Annotated in this window: 20 protein-coding genes; 5 read left to right on the top strand and 15 right to left on the bottom strand. The window is 40.0% G+C overall.

Annotation, left to right across the window (positions count from 1 at the left end; all coding sequences use genetic code 11):
• Window positions 1–53: 53 nt before the first annotated feature.
• Window positions 54–1,316 (bottom strand): tyrosine--tRNA ligase, encoded by a 1,263-nt coding sequence (gene tyrS, locus FFM63_RS02110; RefSeq protein WP_137608694.1) that lies wholly within the window; start codon window positions 1,314–1,316, stop codon window positions 54–56.
• A 337-nt stretch (window positions 1,317–1,653) separates the two neighbouring features.
• Between tyrS and FFM63_RS02105 the strand changes: the two genes are divergently transcribed.
• From FFM63_RS02105 to FFM63_RS02090, 4 genes are all read left to right on the top strand, one after another.
• Entirely contained in the window at window positions 1,654–4,029 is a 2,376-nt protein-coding gene (locus FFM63_RS02105) for a transglycosylase domain-containing protein (protein WP_137608693.1), read from the top strand.
• 317 nt (window positions 4,030–4,346) lie between these two features.
• The gene (locus FFM63_RS02100) at window positions 4,347–4,568 is read left to right on the top strand and encodes a DUF2829 domain-containing protein (RefSeq protein ID WP_137608692.1); all 222 of its coding nucleotides are present in this window, start codon (window positions 4,347–4,349) and stop codon (window positions 4,566–4,568) included.
• Window positions 4,565–5,317, top strand: coding sequence for a 3-oxoacyl-ACP reductase (locus FFM63_RS02095; RefSeq protein ID WP_137608860.1), 753 nt, complete (start codon window positions 4,565–4,567; stop codon window positions 5,315–5,317). The genes FFM63_RS02100 and FFM63_RS02095 overlap by 4 nt, the downstream gene beginning before the upstream one ends.
• A gap of 118 nt (window positions 5,318–5,435) precedes the next feature.
• A complete protein-coding gene (locus FFM63_RS02090; protein ID WP_137608691.1) occupies window positions 5,436–5,939 on the top strand; it encodes a QueT transporter family protein in 504 nt (167 codons plus the stop codon).
• Between the two features lie 129 nt (window positions 5,940–6,068).
• Here FFM63_RS02090 and treC read toward each other — a convergent pair whose 3' ends face one another.
• Window positions 6,069–7,691, bottom strand: coding sequence for an alpha,alpha-phosphotrehalase (gene treC / locus FFM63_RS02085; protein ID WP_137608690.1), 1,623 nt, complete (start codon window positions 7,689–7,691; stop codon window positions 6,069–6,071).
• A 15-nt stretch (window positions 7,692–7,706) separates the two neighbouring features.
• Complete coding sequence (gene treP, locus FFM63_RS02080; protein ID WP_137608689.1) at window positions 7,707–9,647, bottom strand: PTS system trehalose-specific EIIBC component; 1,941 nt, start codon at window positions 9,645–9,647, stop codon at window positions 7,707–7,709.
• Window positions 9,648–9,971: 324 nt separating this feature from the next.
• On the opposite strand from treP, the gene treR reads away from it, so the two are divergent.
• Window positions 9,972–10,694, top strand: coding sequence for a trehalose operon repressor (gene treR / locus FFM63_RS02075; RefSeq protein WP_137608688.1), 723 nt, complete (start codon window positions 9,972–9,974; stop codon window positions 10,692–10,694).
• A 144-nt stretch (window positions 10,695–10,838) separates the two neighbouring features.
• On the opposite strand, the gene ccpA is transcribed toward treR, so the two are convergent.
• The 12 genes from ccpA to pstB form a co-directional block, all read right to left on the bottom strand.
• A complete protein-coding gene (gene ccpA, locus FFM63_RS02070; protein ID WP_137608687.1) occupies window positions 10,839–11,843 on the bottom strand; it encodes a catabolite control protein A in 1,005 nt (334 codons plus the stop codon).
• Window positions 11,844–12,220: 377 nt separating this feature from the next.
• Complete coding sequence (locus FFM63_RS02065) at window positions 12,221–12,787, bottom strand: YtxH domain-containing protein (protein WP_137608686.1); 567 nt, start codon at window positions 12,785–12,787, stop codon at window positions 12,221–12,223.
• A gap of 2 nt (window positions 12,788–12,789) precedes the next feature.
• Window positions 12,790–13,227: a DUF948 domain-containing protein gene (locus tag FFM63_RS02060; RefSeq protein ID WP_137608685.1), complete on the bottom strand. Its 438-nt coding sequence runs from the start codon at window positions 13,225–13,227 to the stop codon at window positions 12,790–12,792.
• Between the two features lie 227 nt (window positions 13,228–13,454).
• The gene (galU, locus tag FFM63_RS02055) at window positions 13,455–14,348 is read right to left on the bottom strand and encodes a UTP--glucose-1-phosphate uridylyltransferase GalU (protein WP_137608684.1); all 894 of its coding nucleotides are present in this window, start codon (window positions 14,346–14,348) and stop codon (window positions 13,455–13,457) included.
• An 18-nt stretch (window positions 14,349–14,366) separates the two neighbouring features.
• A complete protein-coding gene (locus tag FFM63_RS02050) occupies window positions 14,367–15,386 on the bottom strand; it encodes an NAD(P)H-dependent glycerol-3-phosphate dehydrogenase (RefSeq protein ID WP_137608683.1) in 1,020 nt (339 codons plus the stop codon).
• Window positions 15,387–15,530: 144 nt separating this feature from the next.
• On the bottom strand, window positions 15,531–16,361 hold the full coding sequence (gene lgt / locus FFM63_RS02045) for a prolipoprotein diacylglyceryl transferase (protein WP_137608682.1): 831 nt from the start codon (window positions 16,359–16,361) through the stop codon (window positions 15,531–15,533).
• 1 nt (window position 16,362) lies between these two features.
• Window positions 16,363–17,298, bottom strand: a complete 936-nt coding sequence (gene hprK, locus FFM63_RS02040; protein ID WP_137608681.1) for an HPr(Ser) kinase/phosphatase — start codon at window positions 17,296–17,298, stop codon at window positions 16,363–16,365.
• A gap of 341 nt (window positions 17,299–17,639) precedes the next feature.
• Window positions 17,640–18,002, bottom strand: a complete 363-nt coding sequence (locus tag FFM63_RS02035) for a phage holin family protein (RefSeq protein WP_137608680.1) — start codon at window positions 18,000–18,002, stop codon at window positions 17,640–17,642.
• Window positions 18,002–18,319, bottom strand: a complete 318-nt coding sequence (locus FFM63_RS02030) for a PspC domain-containing protein (protein WP_137608679.1) — start codon at window positions 18,317–18,319, stop codon at window positions 18,002–18,004. The genes FFM63_RS02035 and FFM63_RS02030 overlap by 1 nt, the downstream gene beginning before the upstream one ends.
• A gap of 25 nt (window positions 18,320–18,344) precedes the next feature.
• Window positions 18,345–19,895, bottom strand: a complete 1,551-nt coding sequence (gene liaX / locus FFM63_RS02025) for a daptomycin-sensing surface protein LiaX (protein ID WP_137608678.1) — start codon at window positions 19,893–19,895, stop codon at window positions 18,345–18,347.
• A 279-nt stretch (window positions 19,896–20,174) separates the two neighbouring features.
• Entirely contained in the window at window positions 20,175–20,852 is a 678-nt protein-coding gene (phoU, locus tag FFM63_RS02020) for a phosphate signaling complex protein PhoU (protein WP_137608677.1), read from the bottom strand.
• 109 nt (window positions 20,853–20,961) lie between these two features.
• Window positions 20,962–21,717 (bottom strand): phosphate ABC transporter ATP-binding protein PstB, encoded by a 756-nt coding sequence (gene pstB / locus FFM63_RS02015; protein ID WP_137608676.1) that lies wholly within the window; start codon window positions 21,715–21,717, stop codon window positions 20,962–20,964.
• Window positions 21,718–21,912 lie beyond the last annotated feature (195 nt).

The following is a 21,912-nucleotide window of genomic DNA, read 5'->3' as shown; positions in this document are numbered from 1 at the left end:
TATATAGAAAGAGGATTGTTCCAAAATATTGGTACAATCCCTTGCAGTCCTAACTAAAATTGTAAAACAAAGTACTTTTTCTTGCCACGGCGAATAACGATATATTTATCTGCTAATTTATCTTGATCGCTTAATGTGTACGCAACTTCTTGCACACGATCGCCATTGATATAGATAGCACCGTTAGTAATATCTTCACGAGCTTGTCGTTTCGAATTTTCGATCCCAGCTGTCAGCAAGATCTCGACTAAATTCAGATCATCGTCTGCTTGTACGTGGTAGTTTGGTACATTTTTGAATCCTTGTTTGATTTCTTCATCATTCAAGTTTTTTACGTTACCGCTGAATAGTGCTTCAGAAATATGCACCGCTTGTTCATAAGCTTCTGCACCATGGACTAACACGGTGACTTCTTTTGCCAAAGCTTTTTGCGCAGCGCGCTGTTCAGGTGCTGCTGTAAATTCTGCTTCGATCGCAGAAATTTCTGCCAAACTCAAGAAAGTAAAATATTTCAAGAATTTGATCGCGTCACGATCGTCTGTATTGATCCAGAATTGATAGAATTCATAAGGTGACGTTTTTTCTGGGTCTAACCAAACTGCATTGCCTTCAGTTTTCCCAAATTTTGTTCCGTCAGCTTTAGTGATCAGCGGCATCGTCAAGCCAAAAGCCTGTTTGCCCTCTTCACGCCGAATCAATTCGATCCCTGATGTGATGTTTCCCCATTGATCGCTTCCACCTAATTGCAGCAAACAACCATAGCGTTTATTCAATTCGTAAAAATCATAGGCTTGTAATAATTGGTAAGCAAATTCTGTGTACGAAATGCCCGACTCGATTCGGCGCTTCACACTTTCTTTACTCATCATGTAATTGATCGTAAAGTTTTTACCCACATCGCGTAAAAAGTCGATCATTTTTAATTCGCCCAACCACTCATAGTTGTTGGCGACGATTGCTGGGTTTTCTTTATTTTCAAAGTCAATGATCCCAGAAAGCTGATTTTTGATACTTTGCGACCAGCTTTGAACGGTATCTAACGTATTCAATTGACGTTCTGCATCCTTAAATGAAGGGTCTCCAATCATCCCGGTCCCGCCGCCAACTAAAGCGATCGGCACGTGTCCGTTTTGTTGGAAACGACGCAACGTCAAAATCGGTAATAAATGACCAATGTGCAGACTGTCTGCCGTCGGGTCAAAACCGATATATAGTTTAACAGACTCTTCATTTAATTGTTTTTCTAGGGCTGCTTCATCGGTTGCTTGAAAAATTAAGCCACGGGCTTTTAATTCTTGGAAAAAGTCTGAATGCATTTTTTATCCTCCTAATTATTTCTGATACCTCGCTTTAGAAAAGTGAAATATCTATTCATTACGCATCTCATTTCTTAATGATTGCTGCTTATACTTTCCCATATTAACCGAAAAAACGAGGAAATAAAAGGCATTCGCCGGATTTATTCGAAGTTCTGCGCGAATAAAATTTGTTTTAGCCGATAGAAGTCTGCTGATTGGATCCGATTCATTTTGTTTACTTAACAATTAGTTGAAGTTTTGATTACAAACATTGGATCTGCTTGTTAATAGAAGTAAAACTTTGCTATAATTCAACAGATAATTAAAATGAATAGAATTTAACGAGGTGGACTTTTTGGCTCACAAGAAAAAAATAAGTAAACAACCGAAAAAGAGTAGCAAGAAGAAAGCAAAATCTACTCTTGGCGGTTTTTTTGCACTCAATGTTTCATTGCGGGTGATCAAGTCGCTGTTACTCGGCTTCATCGTAGTCCTTTTTTTAGGCGGCCTGCTCGTCGTTGGGATCGGGGCTGGGTATTTCGCCCATCTTGTCGAAGGAACACCGACACCGACAAAGACGGAAATGAAACAAGAAGTTGGCGACATCGCGGAACCATCCAAATTGCTTTATGCGGATGAACAAGAGTTAGCAACGATTCAATCGGATCCGATCCGTGAGAAGGTTGATTCTGATGAGATCTCTACATGGGTAAAAAAAGCTTTAGTCGCTACTGAAGATGAGAATTTTTATGAACATCGCGGCGTCGTCCCTAAAGCTGTCGTACGTGCCTTGTTAGGAGAAGTCGTTGGCTTTGGTGCCGGATCAGGCGGTTCGACTCTGACCCAGCAACTAGTTAAACAGCAAGTTTTGACTAACGAGACTTCCTTCAAACGAAAAGCGAACGAGATCGTCTTAGCCTTTGATTTAGAAAAATATCTAAGCAAAGATGAGATTTTGACTGCTTATCTAAACGTCTCGCCTTTTGGCCGTAACAATAAAGGACAAAATATCGCCGGCGTTGAAGAAGCTGCGATCGGTATCTTCGGCGTCCACGCAAAAGACTTGAGCTTGCCGCAATCAGCTTTCATTGCTGGTTTGCCGCAAAGTCCGATTGTTTACAGTCCTTATACCAACACAGGAGACTTAAAACAAGATTATTCGCTCGGAATGGCTCGTAAAGATGATGTTCTTTTCAATATGTATCGCCAGCAAATGATTTCTAAAAAAGAATACGATGAAGCGAAAAAATATGATCTTGCAAAAGATTTCCAAGCGCGTCAAGACATTGAAGTCCAACAACACGGCTTCTTATATTATACCGTCTACAACGAAGCAATCAGCATCGTAGCAAAGCAACAAGCTGAAGAAGACGGCGTCAGCGACAGTGAATATGACAAAGATGATGTCCGCAGCCGCTATGTCGAACAAGCTAAAGTCAAAATGCAAAACCAAGGACTCGTTGTGAAATCAACGATCGATAAAAACATCTATGATGCGATGCAGCTTGGGGTCGCTGAATACGGACAATATTTAGATGATGGATCAGGTGCGACAATCGAACCCGGGACGGTCATGATGGATAATCAAACAGGTCGGATCTACGGTTTCATTGGCAGTCGTGATTACAGTACGAACCAAAATAATCACGCGTTTGATACGGTCCGGCAAGCTGGTTCATCGATTAAGCCAGTCTTAGTATACGGTCCGGCAATCGATCAAGGACTGCTGGGCAGTGCCACACGGATTGCCGATTTCCCAATGAAATACCAACGCGGCGAACACGCAGGTAAAGAGTTGGAAAATGCGGAAAACAAAGGTTCAAAAACTTTCCAAACAGCACGCGAAGCATTAGTTGAATCGACCAATATCACCGCCTACCATGTTTATCAAGATATGTTGACGAATAAAGGTTCTGAGCAATTTGCTTACGATAATTATTTGAAGAAGATGAATTACCCGACTTCGAATACTTGGGGCGTTGAATCGGCGCCATTAGGTACGACCGGTATTTCGACTTTAACGGAGATTAATGGATTCCAAACGTTAGCTAACGGCGGCGTTTATCAGCAAGGCTACATGATTGAATCTATCACCGACAGCACGGGTAAAGAAATCTATAAACATAAAAATGATCCAGTGCAAGTTTATTCGAAAGCCACGGCTTCGATTATGAATGATATGATGCGCAGCGTGATCGACGAACAGCATACTACTCCGTTCAAATCTATTTTAAGCGGTGTGAATTATTCTTTAAGTACTGCTGACTGGGTCGGTAAAACGGGGACGACTGATAATTATGCCGATAATTGGTTGATCGTTTCCACTCCTTCGATTACATTGGGAACTTGGACTGGTCGAGATGACAACAAGCCAATGAATGATGGCGCGGGTAATCGAACAGCGACTTACATGGCTTATCTTGCCGGCCGAATCTATCAAGTCAATCCATCTGTATTTGCCGAAAACGAAGAATTTGAGTTAGCGGATGAAGTAAAACAGATCAAAGTTTCTGATTTTACTGGTTTGAAATCTGGAAAAGTCACTCACAATGGAACAACTTATCAAGTTCCAAGCGGCGAAACAACTTCTCTTTGGGCAAAAGACGGGCCGGCAGAAAATACCTATGAATTTGGTATCGGCGGCGATGATGATGACTACAAGACTTATTGGAATACACGAAATAAAGTCAGCACCAAAAACAAAAATACTGAAACAGATGATGATGACTGATTAAGTAATCTGAAGAGGCTGCTTTTAGAACACTGTTTATTTCAGCAAAAAGGGATGTGACATTCTGTCATATCCCTTTTTTCAAACCGCAAGCGGCCCTCATTCAAGTTTTCTCAGCTTCAATTACCATTTGCAGCAATGAGACGTCATTTTTCTTAATCTTCTTGTGACTGCTCTTACTTTTTGGTATTCTACCAACAGAAAATCATTTTTAAATAATGCTCGTGTGTTTTTCAATATCTTAAAATAAAAACTATTTGATAAATCATTGAAATATGCGACTCGAACTAAAATAAATCTACTAAGGAGAAAAACTAATGACATTTGAAGAAATTTTACCAGAACTGAAAAAAGGCGCAAAAATTATCCGTGAAGGCTGGGGCGGTTTTGAGTTATATGTCACACTCGTTGAAAATCAACAATTTGACGGCTCGCCTGTCACACCTTATTTTTTGATCAAAACAGCCGATGAAGGCTTCTCCAGCTTTGCTCCGACGGTTTGTGATATTTTGGCGGACGATTGGAAAATCGTCAAATGATGACCTTTGATTTCACAAATAAAACAGTTTTTGTCACTGGTGCGGCTTCAGGAATCGGGGCGGCTCAAGCACAGGCATTGTTGAATGCTGGCGCACAAGTCTTTGCCTTTGATCAACAAGAATTATCGCTGCAAAAATTTCAGCAGACGTTTCCGGAACGCTTTGCTTTTTCTCTTGGTGATGTGCGTGAAAAAACTGATCTGCAAACAGCACTCCAACACTGTCATACCGTGTTCGGTACAGTCGATATTTTACTGAATACTGCTGGTGTGCTGGATGATTATTTGCCGTTGGCTGAGACAGACGACACTTTATGGACGCGCATTTTAGATACGAATGTAAAAAGTATGTTCACGCTGACCAAATTACTTTTGCAGGAATTATTGGAAAATCAAGGAACGGTCATCAACATGGCTTCAATTGCTGGACTCGTCGCTGGCGGTGGCGGGATCGCTTATACTGCCAGCAAACATGCTATCGTTGGTTTTACTAAACAGTTGGCACTGGACTACGCGGATAAAGGACTTCATGTCAATGCTCTGGCACCAGGCGCGATCAAGACGCCGATGAATCAAGCTGACTTTGCCGGTGACGGTCAGATGGCACAATGGGTCGCGGATGAAACTCCAGTTAAACGTTGGGCGGCTCCGGAAGAGGTTGCTTATGCCACATTGTTTTTAGCAAGTGAGGAAGCACGCTATATGCAAGGAAATATTTTGCCGATTGATGGCGGTTGGCTTTTAAAATAGCTTGCAATTTTTTTGAAATCCTCTAAGATAAGTACTAGCGAGAAATTCGCACTGCGACACTTCGATCCTTTGGCCGCAGTTATCAACGAGACTTTGTCTTGTAAAGGAGAATGATAAAATGCATCTTGAAAAAAGTTCAGCTCGCTGGACAACCACTGACACGGCTAAAATGGCCGTTGTGACGGGACTATACGTCGCTGTCACGATTGTTTTATCCGTGATAAGTTTTGGGGCGATTCAATTCCGGTTAGCCGAAATGTTCAATTACTTGCCGCTTTTCAACAAACGCTACACTATCGCAGTGACTTTAGGGGTGGCGATCGCCAATCTAGCCTCTCCGCTAGGAATTGTCGATGTTTTATTAGGCAGTATCTCTACTTTGATTGTTTTACTGATTTGTCGAGCAGTAACTAAAAATATTACGAGTCTTAAAAAGAAAATGATCATAACCGCTTTGATTTTTGCCTTTTCAATGTTTACAGTCGCAGGACAGTTAAGCTTTTTCTATCAAGCACCGTTTTTCTTTAACTGGCTGATTATCGGCTTAGGCGAATTGCTTTCTATGGGATTAGGCGGCTGCTTGATCTATTTAGTCAATAAACGAATCGATCTGACAAAATAGTCATTATTATTAAAGGGTTCCGAAGAAATAGGTTTATTTCTTCGGAACCCTTTTTAGTATTTACTTTTACAGCTGCGTAAATGAAACGAGCGTAAAAAATAGTTTTGCTCATTTTCCGTAGTAACGATTCTAATAATAGATCGCCATGGTTTGATACGGTTTTAACGTGATTTCTCTCGTAATGTTTTCAGTAGCATAATTATCGATTAAAACTTTTCCGGTTAAAAATTCTTCTGGCAATTCGATCGTCGTCTCTTCTGCAAAGAAGTTGTTGATCACTAAGAGCGAATGCTCTGCTAAACGTCTGATATAACCATAGATCTGCGGATGTTCAGGCAAAAAGGCTTCATAGCTGCCTGCTGAGATCACAGGATATTCCTTCCGTAATTTAATCAGCTGTTGATAATATTTAAAAATAGAACCTTCTTGCAATTCTTTGGCTACATTGATCTCATCCGCGGAGCTTCCAATTGTTAGCCACGGAGCGACTTGTGAAAAACCGCTGTACTTTTCGTTATCCCATTGCATAGGGGTACGGGAATTATCACGTGATTTCGCTTTGACGATCTCAAAGGCCGCTTGTTCTGTCTTTCCAGTGTCTAACAGCTCTTGATAAGCATTTAGACTTTCTACATCGACATATTGTTCCATCGAATCATAATCTGGATCGAGCATCCCGATTTCTTCTCCCATGTAGATATACGGTGTACCGCGATTTAAATGAATCGCACTGGCCAACATTTTAGCCCCAGCGATACGATAGTTATCCACATCGATGAATCGATTCAATGCCCGCGGCTGATCATGGTTATTCCAGAAAAGAGCGTTCCAGCCGCTTTCTTCACTCATCTGCGTTCCCCAAGTATGAAACAATTCTTTTAGTTTGGCAAAATCAAACGGCATCTGCGTCCATTTTTTTCCATCTTTATAATCTACTTTCAAATGATGGAAATTGAAGGTCATATTTAATTCTTCACGCTCAGGTTTTGTATACAAAATACATTCTTTTACTGTAGTGAAACTCATCTCACCGACTGTGATCATTTCGTCTGCTTGACCAAAAGTTGCTTGATTCATCATTTGAAGAAATTCATGCGTGATGGGACGATCCGTATAAGCCGGTTTGCCGTCATTTTCAGCACAGTCTTTCAACACTTCATTTTTACCAATCAGATTGATCACATCAAAACGGAATCCTTTGACACCTTTATCCATCCAAAAATGCAAGACCTTAAATAATTCGTTACGAACTTCTGGATTGCGCCAATTCAAGTCGGCTTGTGTTTTATCAAAGAGATGCAAATAATAACGACCGGTCTCGCCAAACGGCGCCCAAGCATTGCCGCCGAATTTTGAGACCCAATCCGTCGGCTCATCACGTAAGATAAAATAATCTTGATATTTTTTTTCGCCGGCTAATGCTTTTTGAAACCATTCATGTTCTGTAGATACGTGATTAAAGACCATATCCAGCATGATTTCGATGCCATGTTCATTTGCCGCAGCCATCAAATCATCAAAATCTTTCATCGTCCCAAACGTAGGATTGATGGCGACATAATCGGCTACATCATAGCCATTGTCTTTTTGCGGACTACTATAGATTGGACTTAACCAAACCATATCAACACCCAACTGTTTTAAGTAAGGAATTTTTTGTTTGATCCCAGGCAGATCGCCTACACCGTCTTGATTCGTATCTAAAAATGATTTTGGATAGATCTGGTAAATTACTTTCTCTTTAAAACTCATTTTGTCCTCCAATATCTATAATTTTGTCGCTAGTAAGACTTTTTCAGTAGTGGTGACCGCCGCATCTTCAATTAGAGAATCCACTTGAAACTCAGTCGAATTCGTCACAATGATTGGGGTCTGTACTTCATAGCCTGCCGCTTTGATTGCCGCTATATCAAATTCCATCAACAATTGGCCTTTTTTCACACTATCGCCTTGTGCCACATGGCTCGTAAAATATTTTCCATCCAATTGAACCGTATCGATTCCAATATGGATCAATACTTCTGTGCCTTCCGTGCTGACTAACCCGATCGCGTGTTTTGTTGGAAACAATAAACTGATTTGACCATCGAATGGTGCATATAATTTTCCTTCACTCGGATCGATCACAACGCCTTGTCCCATCATGCCTTCTGCAAAAACTGGATCTTTCGCACTGCTTAACGGATGTAATCTGCCAGTAATAGGCGCAAATAATTCAACCGTTGCTCCAGCTGTTTGAACTGTTTCATTGTCTAAAGTTGGGACATCTTCTGAGCGGTCAACTTTATTGAATAAACCAATCCGCCGGAAGGTCAATGTTAAAATAAACGGCACAGCAATCGCAATAACCATCCCTATCGCAAAGATTAAATAGTCTTGCGGACGAATCGCCAAAATTCCTGGCAGTCCGCCAACACCAATCGACAATGCACGAACTTTAAATAAAGTAACAAACAGTCCTGCAATCCCGCTGCCGATCATAGCAGCGATGAATGGATACGTATATTTCAGATTGATCCCGAACATCGCCGGTTCTGTAACTCCTAACCAAGCAGAAATTACAGATGGGATCGAAACTTGTTCTTCTTTTTTATTGCCGCGATGAGCGAAAACAACTGCTAAAACAGACGCACCTTGCGCGATATTCGACAAACAGATCATTGGCCATAAATTAGTTGAACCAAAGTCTGCGATCAACTGTGAATCGATTGCTAAAGTTGTATGATGCAACCCTGTGATAACGAGCGGTGAATACAGCGCTCCGAAGATTCCACCGAATAACCAGCTGAAACTAGAAGTCAAACCAGCATTCACTACAGCTGAGATCGCTGTACCGATTTTCCAACCAATCGGTCCTAAAACAAGGTGAGCTGCTAAAATTGTTGGAATCAATGAAAAGAACGGGACAAAAATCATCGAGATTGCTTCTGGAATATGTTTACGGAAGAAACGTTCTAAATATACTAGTAGAAAACCGGCTAACATTGCTGGAATAACTTGTGCTTGATAACCGATCTTATCAACGGTAAAGAAGCCAAAATCCCAAGTCCAATTTTTAGCGATCTCTGCAGCAGTCGTTCCGTTTACCGCATACGCATTTAACAATTGCGGCGAAACTAACGTGATCCCAAGAACGATTCCTAAAATTTCTGTAGCACCCATTTTACGAGCGATACTCCACGTGATCCCCACTGGTAAGAAGTGGAAAATCGCTTCACCTGGCAGCCATAAGAATCCATTGATCCCGCTCCAAAAAGTTGAAGCTTCAACGATCGTTTGACCATCCAGCCACCCCATTGGAACAGCTTCTAAAATATTGCGAAATCCTAAAATCAAACCGCCGACAATAATTGCTGGTAATAATGGGGTAAAAATTTCTGCTAAAACAGTGATGGCGCGTTGGACTGGATTTTGATTTTGTTTCGCAGCTGATTTTGCCGCTTCTTTTGAGACACCTGTCACGCCGGAAGTCTTGACGAATTCGTTGTAAAAAACAGCGACATCATTTCCGATGATTACTTGGAACTGTCCTGCATTGGTAAACATCCCTTTCACGCTGGGAATGTCTTCGATTTTTTCTTCATTCGCTTTTTTTGGATCATTTAAAACAAAACGCATCCGCGTGGCACAATGGGTCACTGCCGAGATATTTTGGGAACCACCAATGGCCTCCAATAAGTCTTTCGTATCCTTTTCGTATTTTTCCATTTTTTCTCCTCCGATCAATTTAACTTGTATGGATAAGTTCAGTTGATACTTTGACTATATCTGGTCCAACCCCTTTTGTAAACCGCTTACATGTATGGTAAAAACCGTTACATTAGATATTTTTAATCTAAATGAAAGATAACGATTTTTATCTTCCTCTTTTTAGTCTGACAACTACCAACAGGTTGGTAGTTAAACCAACAAGTTCTAGCTAAAATAAAAATTTTCTCATTTTAATTTTAGAAGCTCCATAGAAAGCGTTTTACTTTCTATTTCTTTATTTGTATAATGATAAAACATATACGGACAAGTTAGGATGATTTGATGAAAAATTATGAAGTAATTTATCAAGCAATCGAACGGGGGATTTTAAAAGATATTTATGAGGCAGGCACGTACCTGCCTAGTGAAAATACACTTCGGCAAACTTACCACGTTTCCCGCGATACTATTCGAAAAGCCCTCGCACTTTTAATGGCTAATGGCTATATCCAAAAAATTCAAGGCAAAGGTTCACTCGTTTTGAAACGAGAACAACTGCGTTTTCCTGTTTCTGGTCTGACTAGTTATAAAGAATTACAAAATTCTTACGGCTATGAAAGCAGCACCGCGGTGGTCAGTCTTAGAAAAATCACGATCAATCAAGAAACCGCGCACATTACCGGCTTTGAAGTGGGGGCTATTTGTTGGGAGCTGATCCGCACTCGCACGATCGATAAAAAAAAAGTGATCCTCGATAAAGATCTGTTGTCGATTGAGATCGTACCGGAGCTAGATACGGAAATTGCGAAGGATTCTATTTATCGATATTTTGAGAATCAATTAGGGATCAATATTTCTTTTGCTGAAAAAGAGATCACGATCGACGCATTGACTGATGAAGATCGTGAGTTGCTTGATCTCAATCAACACGATATCAATATCGTATCGGTGAAAAGTCGGGTTTTTACTAGCGATGCGCATCAATTTCAATATACTGAGAGCCGTCATCAAGTCGATAAATTCCGCTTCTTTGATTTTGCGCGGCGACATCCATCAACGATGTAAGCTCTCCTATTCAACAGTTTTTTTACTAAAAAAGGAGGCTGCAGCATCCATTGCCGCAGCCTCTTAAATATGAACAGTGAAGTTTTTTCTGTAAAATAGACTGCTCTATTTTAAAACAGGATTCTTCTTGTCATACTCGTTTAATTATTGTCTAGTTGAACCTTTTTCGAAAACACCGTGTGGTAATTCGATCGTTTTTTGTTCGATTTCTTCTTTGTTCATCATTTTTGTCAACAAGCGCATTGCTACAGCACCGATATCATACAATGGCTGAGTCACACTGCTCAAGCGCGGACGAGCTACTTCTGTCAGCAATGAATCATTGCTTGTGATGATTTCAAATTCTTCAGGAACTTTTACGCCTTTGTCGATCAAACCATCTAATAAACCGATTGCTAATGCGTCATCCGTAACATAAGCCGCAGTTGCTCCGCTGTTTAAAATACGATCAGTCAAAGCGATTCCTTCTTTGAAATTATATGGTGCTTCAAAGATCAAACCTTCACTGTATTCCAAACCATGTTCAGCTAATGATGCTTTATAGCCATCCATGCGGGCATGTCCATTAATTGGATCAATCAACGCACCGCTGATGAAAGCAATTTTCTTATTGCCGTGTTTGGCTAGTAAGTCAATTGATTCTTTCGTTGCAGCTGTATAATCGATATTGACACTGCCGACTTGTTCGTCTGGATCGATTGAACCAGCTAAAACGATTGGTGTTTTTGAACGAGAAAATTCAGCACGGATTTCATCCGTGATGCGATGTCCCATGAAAATAACACCGTCTACTTGTTTTGCTAATAGGTTGTTTAACACGTTGACTTCTTTTTGTGCTTCGCCGTCAGAGTTGGCTAAAATAATATTATATTTGTACATCGTCGCAATATCATCGATCCCGCGAGCTAATGATGCGAAGAACATATTGCTGACATCGGGAATGATTACACCGACAGTCGTTGTTTTCTTACTCGCTAATCCGCGTGCAACAGCATTTGGACGATAATCTAGACGTTCAATAACTTCTAACACCTTTTTACGTGTTGTTGGTTTTACATTGGGATTGCCGTTGACTACACGAGAAACGGTCGCCATTGAAACATTTGCTTCGCGGGCAACATCATAAATCGTAATTGTTTGCTTTTCCATGGTATGCTCCTTTTATCATGTTTTCAGAAAATGTCATTTACATTTCTAAAAGATAATAGCACGTTGTTTCATTGATTGCAACCGTTTTACACTTTTTTTCTTAATTTTATGTAAGCGTTTTATGTAAATTCTTGCTTTTCTCTGCGATTGCTGTCTCTAAAGTCAACTGCTCTGGCTGTACTATGTCTTGTCAAACGTTGATTAGTTATAAAATCAGCTGTACAGACTTCGCGTATCTTTCGCTCACACTCCTATTTAGAAAATGACGGTATGGATACGATCTGGCTGCTGCTTGTCGCTAAATTCTTCGCGCGCGCTGACTCAATTATTCTTGAATTCTCCACAAAAAAAGCTCTCAATACTGAGAGCCATTTTTGCTATTCGGGATTATTTTTTTCAATTTCTTCTTTTAGTTCTTCTTTAACTTCAGCGAAATCTGGTTTTTCTTCATTTAGTTCTTTTGTTTTATCGGCTAAAGCTTCCGCACCCTCAGAGACTGTTTCTTTTGCGCCTTCGTTCGTCTCTTTAACATCGATCACGATATCTTCTGAAGCATCTTCAGCAACGTCTTTCGCATCGCTTGCCGCTTTACGGAAACGATCAGATAAATCTGAACTTTGACGTTTCAAATCTTCCAACGTGTCCGAAGTAAGCTCATCAATCTCATCCTTTGAATCGGCGACTTTCCCTTTTACATTCGAAGCCAAGTCATTTGCTTGATCGCTTAAATCAGAAGCCCGTTCCTTCACGATTGATCCCATCTCACTTGTCTTTGTGACAAAATCATCTGTGTAATCTGAAGCTAGATCTAACCAATCATCTGTTTTCTTCGCTAAGTCTTCACGCAACTCTTTCCCTGATTTAGGTGCTAATAGTAGAGCTGCTGCCGCTGCTGCTGCGCCGCCAATCAAGGCGCCTGCTAAAAATTTTCCGCGTTTTGCCATTCTTATCCCTCCGCTTTCGTTGTTGTCTTGCGATCTCTAAAGAATCTCATCGTTGTTGCACCAACTTTTCCTGCTACACTGGCTTTCGCCGCATTCTTACCGGCTCCGCTGACTTTTCCCGCTAAGTTTCGACTGGTAGTATTTAAATCAGAAACACTCTGGCTCAAATCAGCTACCGCCGTAAATAATGGATCGATTGTTTCTACTTTTCCATTGATATCATTCAATAAATGATTGCCTTTAACCAATAATCCTTCTACTTGTTGCATGAGCAGATCCACGTCTTTAGTAAGAACATCGATCGTTGTATTGGCTTCAGTCACAGTCGTCTCAACTTTCTCAACCGTTTTTGAGACTTGATTCAAGACACGAACTAAAAAAATAACCAAAACAACAAATGCTAGCGCTGCAATCAGGGCTGCAATACCGCCTAAACTCATTTAATCGCTCCTTTCCGTTTTTCCTCGCTATACTAACTTAAATTATACCATTCTCACGTAAATTAATGAAAGAGAAAGAGTTATAATCCCATCGAATAAAAAATCAGCTATGCGAGCTGCTTTGAAAAATTTTGAAAATAGTTCGTTTAACTGATCAAGTCAGAACATTTTATAGAACGCTACAAAAAAGTTGTGACAAAACTCTTGTCACAACCTTTTCTTATCTATTATTTTTTTGGTTTATTTTGTTCGCTTAATTCTTTGCCTAAAGCGATGATGTAATCTTGTAACTTATCCTTGATCTCTGGATGTTTCAGACCATATTCAATACTCGTTGTCATAAACCCAAATTTATCGCCTACATCATAACGTTTTCCGTTAAATTCCTGAGCAAAAACGCGTTGGGTCTTATTCAATGTATCGATCGCATCGGTCAATTGAATCTCATTTCCAGCCCCTGGTTTTTGTGTTGCCAGAACGTCAAAAATTTCAGGTGTCAATAAATAGCGGCCAATGATCGCCAAATTACTTGGAGCTTCTTTAGGTTTTGGTTTTTCTACAAAATTCTTTACGTTGAACAACCCTTTAGAAACTTCTTCACCCGGATTGATGATCCCATATTTTGAGGTTTCATCTTCTGGGACACGCATTACGGCGATCGTTGACGCATGAGTTTGTTCATAATCGTTCATCAATTGTTTAGTCAACGGCACACGATCTTCCATCAAATCATCCCCAAGCATGACGACAAAGGGTTCATTTCCTACAAAAGCGCGGGCTTGTAAAACCGCGTGACCTAACCCTTTAGGATGTGATTGACGGATGAAATGTAAGTTTACGTCAGTCGTTTCTTCAACTAATTTCAATAAATCTGTTTTGCCTTTTTCTTTCAGATTCATCTCTAATTCAATATTTGAATCAAAATGATCTTCGATTGGACGTTTCGCTTTTCCAGTCACAATCAAAATATCTTCAATACCAGAATTTAATGCTTCTTCCACGATAAATTGAATCGTTGGTTTGTCAACGATCGGCAGCATTTCTTTGGCCATCGCTTTAGTAGCCGGTAAAAATCTTGTTCCTAATCCAGCGGCTGGAATGACTGCTTTTTTTACTCGCATGACTTTTTCCCACACTTTCTACTCTAAAGTAAATTCATTTTCAAACGTACCTTCACGCATCATCAAATCACGGCATGCTTGACGGACGTCTTTACCATTATACAAAACATCATAGATCGTTTCAGTGATCGGCATGCTGACATTCAAACGATCAGCCAGTTCTTTCGCCGCTTTCGTCGTTGAGACACCTTCAACGATCATCCCCATGTTGTCTAAAACTTCATCTAATTTATGACCTTTACCTAAAAGATTGCCTGCCCGCCAGTTTCGCGAATGAACGGATGTACAAGTAACAATCAAATCTCCAACACCGCTCAGCCCAATGAAAGTCAATGGATTGGCACCCATTGCTACACCGAGACGGCTGATTTCTGCTAGACCGCGAGTCATAATGGCCGCCTTCGCATCGTCTCCGTAAGAAAGACCATGCAGTGCGCCTGCGCCTAATGCGATAATATTTTTTAATGCCGCACCCGTCTCGACACCGATAACGTCGGTATTCGTATAAATTCTCAAATATTCATTCATGAATAATTTTTGAACATATGCCGCTAATGTTTTGTCTTCGCTAGCAGCTGTGATCGTTGTGATATCGTGGACCGCTACTTCTTCTGCATGACTAGGACCTGATAAAACAACCACACCTTGACGATGCTCTTCGGGAATCTCTTCTATTAAAATTTCTGAGATGCGTTTATGGGTGCCTTGTTCCAAACCTTTGCTTGCATGGATGACCACTGGATTATTTTCAACTACTTGTGCAAATTCCTGTGCGACGATCCGAACAGCTTTTGTTGGAATAACAAATAAAACAGCATCCGCATCTTTGATCGCATTTTTTAAACTTTTTTCCCCTTTGATACTTTCAGGAATCTTTAAATCAGGCAAGTAGTGACGATTGGTATGATACGTATTGATCTCATCCATTTGCGCTTCATTGTTTCCCCAAAGTCTGACCTCGTGACCATTTTCAGCTAATACTTTTGCTAATGCGGTCCCCCAAGAACCGGGTCCTAAAACTGCTACTTTTTGTTTCACCGAGAGTTCCTCCTAGTTTATATTACGCCTCATCCTATATTCCAATCTGCCATTATAAAATAACTTACAGATTTGGCATTTAGTTCATAATACAAGTCTCGAACCTTTTTCTTTATCATAACACAGGCAGCTGACGTCTCTGGCTTAAATTAAAGCTTGATTAACACCTTTATCACGTTCATATAACTTAATATTCGTACTTTTTTTTCGACGATAATATAATAAAACAAGTCCGCCGACAAATAAAATCACCGACAATAGCTGTGATACTCGGATTCCGCCAAATAAATAAAGACTATCTGTCCGCATTCCTTCAATAAAGAAGCGACCTAAACTATACCAGATCATATAGCCTAAAAAGAGTTCGCCACGCTTGATTTTCCCATTTTTTCTAATGAATAGGATCAAGACAAATCCTAAAAAGCTCCACATGGATTCATAAAGAAAGGTTGGTTGTCGAAAAGCGCCGTCAATGTACATATTGTTGATGATAAATTGCGGTAAATGCAAGTTCTCTAAAAATTGACGCGTCGTTTCGCCACCATACGCTTCGTGGTTCATAAAATTTCCCCAACGGCCCATCGCTTGCGCCAGCATGACTCCCGGAGCAACTACATCTAAAAACAGCCAAGGATCAATAAAATGATACCGTGTATAAATGATCAAAACGATCACCGCCGCGATCAATCCGCCATAGATCGCTAATCCGCCGTTTCGAATATTAAAAATCTGGACTGGATCAGCAAGATACGGTGCCAAATCAAATAAAACGTAATACAAGCGAGCACCGACGATTGCAATCGGCAATGCCCAGAGAATAAAGTTTGTCATGTCATCTTCTTTTAGACCAACTCGTACAGCTTCTCGGCTGGACAGCCATAAAGCAACGGCGATTCCTGAAACGATGATAATCGCGTACCAATAAATTTGAAGACCTAATAATTCAAAGGCCACGCGATTTACTTGTGCTAACATCTTACTGTCCCGAATTTTCTTCGATTAATTGGGTCAAGCGATTCTCAAAGGTCTTCGTCGCATCGTAACCCATCGTACGTGCCCGGAAATTCATTGCCGCAACTTCGATGATAATGGCGACATTTCGCCCAGTCTTCACTGGAATTTTCACTTGCGGGATTTTTACTTCAGCGATCTCTACTTCAGTATTACCGCTGCCTAGGCGATCATATTTTTTATCTTTAGACCAGCTCTCCAAGTAAACGACAAGTTGGACAGGCATTGATCCTCGCACAGCACTGGCACCGAATAGATTCATCACATCGATAATCCCGATTCCACGAATTTCGATCAAATGCTGCAAGATTTTAGGCGGTTCACCGACTAAAGTCAATTCATCTTGTTGATAAACATCGACACGATCATCTGCGATCAAACGATGTCCGCGCTTGACTAATTCCAAAGCTGTTTCACTTTTACCGATCCCACTGTCCCCTTGGATCAACACACCTAAACCATACACATCGACCAATACACCATGGACACTCGTCCGCGGTGCCAAGCCGCCATTTAGAAAGCTTGAGATTTCTCCCAACAAACGCGAGGTCGAGATTGGTGAGCTCAGTACTGGAATATTGTGTTCACTAGCGGCTATGATCATTTCTTTTGGCGGTGTCAATCCCCGCGAAACGATAAATGCCGGTGTATCATCACTGCACATCCGACGCAAGACCATCAAACGCTCTTCTGGCATCATGCGTTCTGCAAAGGTAATTTCTTTATTTCCAAAAAGTTGCAACCGATCATGGGAATAGTAATTGAAATAGCCGGTCAATTCCAATCCAGGACGAGAAATATCGCCAGTGGTGACAACCCGCGTAAGACTTTCTTCATCGCCTGTTACTACTTCTAATGAAAGTTTATCAACTAAATCTTTTACTCTCACTGTTTCAGTCATATAATCCCTCTTTTCTACACTTCCGCTCTATTTTATCATTTTATCAATAGAGTGACTAGGTAGAGACAGCTTTCAAAAGTAAGAATAAGAAAGGCTTTACAAATAATTCATGAAACCAACGGGATCTGCCGTCTAATTTGAATTTAGTAAAACAGCTGTCGTCACTTGTCTGAAGAAATGACCGGTCAGCTAACCGCGAATAATTATGAGCAGTATTTGCTCATAATATAGAAATAGTTTTATTTTCATAAGCTGATCCTTTTGCTGAACAAGTTGAGGATTTGTTCCATCCACGATCAAATCCTCAAAAGATAGACATACAAAAAAAACGGATAGGTTATTTACCTATCCGCATACTTGTCGATATTATGTTCTGAAACGATCGCATTGATGATCGCCATCACGATTGCTACTAAAATAGAAACGGTAAAACTAGAGAAACCAAAGCGATAATTTCCTAATAAGTTAGAAGTCAATTGCAACATACCAGCGCTGATCACAAAGCTAAACAGTCCAAATGTCAAAATATTCAACGGCAGTGAAAGTAAAGTCAAAACTGGTTTCACTAATGTATTCAATATTGATAGAACAAAGCTTGCGACAATAGCCATCACCAGACTTTCCACATAAATATGGTTGGGGAAGAGCACCGACAGTGAAATAAAAATCAATGCGTTAGCTATTAAGCGCTGTAAGTAAGTCATTAAAAGTCGCTCCAGTCATCATCGTCAATTTTATCCGCTTTCTTACGTTGGCGGGACGCCTTTTTCTCGTAGTTGGTGTAATCATTGTTGCCATAGTATGGATTGTTATGTCCATACGAATCCCCACCTCTTGGACCTGCAGGGATCACTAATGCTAACAAGATATATAATACAATCGGTGCGCCGATCAAGCCAAAACTCAAGAAAACATAAATCACACGCACGATTGTTGGGTCAATGCCGAAATACTCGGCGATCCCAGCTAAGGTACCAGTCAGTACCACATTTGTTCGTGACTTCTGTAATCTTTTTCGCATATGAATCTTCCTTCCTTATTATTTCTTAGTTATCAATATCTTTCAAGAAAATACTACCAGTTGTTGTTGAAACATCAATCTTAGCCATTTTATCAGCCACTCGACGGAATTGCAGCAAACGATTTGTTTTTTCTTTTTTCTCTCTGATCACTTCGTAGTCCGATAAGCGATCGTTGATGCTGCCCAAATTTGTCTTAGCTAGTCCTTCTAGACCGATCGACTTGTTCAATGCAACTTTAACATTCCCATTCACTGAGCTTGCTTTGATTTTTTGTAAATTATCATGGACTGCTGTCAACCGCACATCGCCATTGACTAATGAGATCCCATAATTTTGAATTGTAGCTTTCGTCGTGATGCTGCCGTTGACTGTTTCGATGATCGAGTCTAAAATTTCACCTTCGCGAATTTCGATATTGCCATTGACCCCTTGAATCTCAAGCATGGTCGCATTGATCTGTTTGAAGTTGATGTTGCCATTTGTTGATTTCGCGTAAACATCTTTTGCATCCATTTTTTCAACTACTAAATCACCATTTAATAATTTTACCGCTACATGATCGTAGGTGCGTTTTGGCAAGTAGAACGTCAATTCTGCTTGGACCCGTTTATTCGGGATTTGGAACGAGATATGTTCATCGTTCACTTCGATTTGGCTACGTTCTAACAATGATTGTAGCGGTGTTGCTTCACTCATTTTACCATAAAGTTTGATTTTCGCATCCACTTTGATTGCTGAGTCATCCCAAGCTTTCAAGATAACTTTCCCATTAGCCAGCTTGATATCGATCAAGGTCGGTTCAACATCGGTATATAAAAATTGATGTTCGAATTTAGAAGTCACAAGTCCGGGAACTTTTACGTTGAAGTCTTTCCAATCAACATTTTCTTCTACTGTATTAGAAACTGTTTTTAATGTCTTCTTCATCAAACGGCCTAATTGAACGCCAGCTTCTCCTAATTTTTCACCAACTTGTGTAAATGTTTCGCTTGCTTGGTCCTTCAAATCATCTGGGATATCAAAGCGCGCACGATTGCGTTCTTTGCGAGTCTCGCTTTGACTAGATTGTACATTTTTCAATTCTTCTTCTTGCTCAGCTGCTTGTTCATCTAGCTCTTCGATTTGTTCTTTCAACTCATCGATTTCATCTTCCACAGTTTCACGGATCGCATCATCTTCTTCTGACAAAGTATCCAATTCTTCTTTTGTATCCAATTCCATCAAAACTTCTTCTTTTTCATGAAGCGCTGCACGTAATTCTTTTTTCTTTTGATTGATTTCATCGATATGTACAGAAATTTGGTTCGCTTCTGTCGCTAAATCATCGAAGTACGCTTCAAGTTCTTCCAAGTCCTGTTTTTCGGAACCAGTCGTTGCTTCAGTGTCCGTTTCATTTTCCCATTCATCAACTAAATTCGTCGCTTGGTCGCGGTGATAAGAATCAACTTTATCTGCTGCTTGTTTGATCTGTTCCTCATCTTTCGCCTTAGCCATGCTTTCTAATAAATCTAAACCTTCTTCAGTTGATAAAATACCTTTTTTCACTAATTCTAAAATTCTTTGTCTTTCATTCATAGAAATTGCCTCCTTCAAAAAGCAAATACATTACTTTTGTTTACATTCATATTATGCAATGTTTCTGAGCATTTGTCATAGGACTAAAGACCCATCTTTTTATCCGACTTCATAAAGAGTTACTTCCTATTTATTTGGAAAGAATCTGGCTTAAATACCCTCATAAGAATAGTGCAGAAATAATCACCGTTTTAACTAAAATACGTCCGATTGAAAACTATTTTTTTAAGACTTCACGAATTAAGAAAAAACCAGCTAGAATCTTCCAGCTGGCTCCTCTTAAAAAGTCTCATTACGATTGCTGTTCAGCTCAGTGATTTTTCCTGTGGCCAAATAAACGATCCATTCGCAAATATTGGTCACATAATCACCCACACGTTCTAAATAGCCGGCAACGTGCAGATAGTCTGTTCCGCTAATGATCGTATCTGATTCTTTTTCCATTGTATTGGTAGTCATATCATAAATTTTTTGGAAATAATCATTTACCCGCTCATCCATTTTGGCGATCATGCGGGCATCCTTTTCATCCGTCTTCACATAAGCGATCAAGACATTGTCCACCATTTTCTTAACGTAGTTAGACATTTCATTGATCTCTTTTTCAACTTCTAAAATCCGCGGCAGACCTTTCAGGCGAATCGTTGATTTTGCGACAGATACCGCATGATCTCCCATTCGTTCCAAGTCAGAGCTGGCTTTCATGATCGTGATGATCGTGCGTAAATCCGTTGTGACCGGCTGCTGCAAAGCGATCATTTCAAAACTTTTTTTCTCTAGGCGGACTTCCATGTCATTGATCTCGATATCGTGATCGATGACCTCTTGCGCGATTTTTTTGTCATGGTCAATGTATGAGCGCACTGATTTATGCACGGCACTTGAGACCATCATACCCATTTCATAAAACTGGTTGTGAAGATTCAACAACTCTTCTTCAAATTGTGTACGTAACATCGTTGCCCTCCTTATTAATAGTTGTCTGTTGCTGATAAAGTTTCTAACTGTTCATTATAGTTATATTATCCAATTAAGTGTTTTAATAGCAAGTTTTTTATGTCGGATACTAACCAAATTTTCCTGAGATATAATCTTCGGTCTCTTGTTTTCCCGGTGCTAAGAAAATCTTCTTTGTCTGATCAAATTCAATCAGTTCCCCTTGCAAGAAAAATGCCGTGCGATCAGAGATCCGTGAAGCTTGCGACATATTGTGGGTCACAATGATGATCGTATAATTTTCTTTTAATTCCAGCAGCATATTTTCGATTTTACCTGTTGATACCGGATCTAATGCACTGGTAGGTTCATCCATTAAAATCACTTCAGGATTGACCGCCAACACCCGAGCAATACATACCCGCTGTTGCTGTCCGCCAGATAATGACAATGCACTCTCGTGTAATTTATCTTTGACATCATCCCAGACCGAAGCTGCTTTCAAACTTTCTTCAACGACTTGATCAAGTTTATTTTTATCTTTCTCGCCCTTTAATTTTAACCCATAAATAACATTTTCGTAAATCGAAAAGGGAAAAGGATTCGGCTGTTGAAAAACCATGCCGATTTCTTTACGTAAATTTACAGTATCTGTCTTAGGACTATAAATATCTTTGCCTTTATACATGACACTGCCGGTGATCGTCACTCCGGGGATCAAATCATTCATCCGATTCAACGACCGCAAATAAGTAGATTTCCCGCAACCTGAAGGTCCGATCATCGCAGTGATCTCACCTTTTTCAATTTCCATATCGATGCCCTTTAAGGCCTCTTTCTTACCATAATATAAATGAAGGTCTTTGGAAGTAATAATCTTCGACATTCAATTTTCTCCTTTTTCATATATAGGAATTGATTTTTCTAAAAAGAAAAATCAGTCTTATTTTCAAGCCGTATACCATTCCACTAGATTTTATCTGAAAATGATTCGCTTGTTTTTACTAAATTATTTTAATCGTTTTAACTGTAAAAAGTGGAACTGGCATCCTTTTTCATATATAGGAATTGATTTTTCTAA

Origin of the sequence: Enterococcus pingfangensis, assembly GCF_005405205.1 — a bacterium.
GTDB classification, from domain to species: Bacteria; Bacillota; Bacilli; order Lactobacillales; family Enterococcaceae; genus Enterococcus_A; species Enterococcus_A pingfangensis.
Note: the sequence above shows the minus strand (reverse complement) of the source record. Positions and strands in the feature narration are given on the sequence as shown.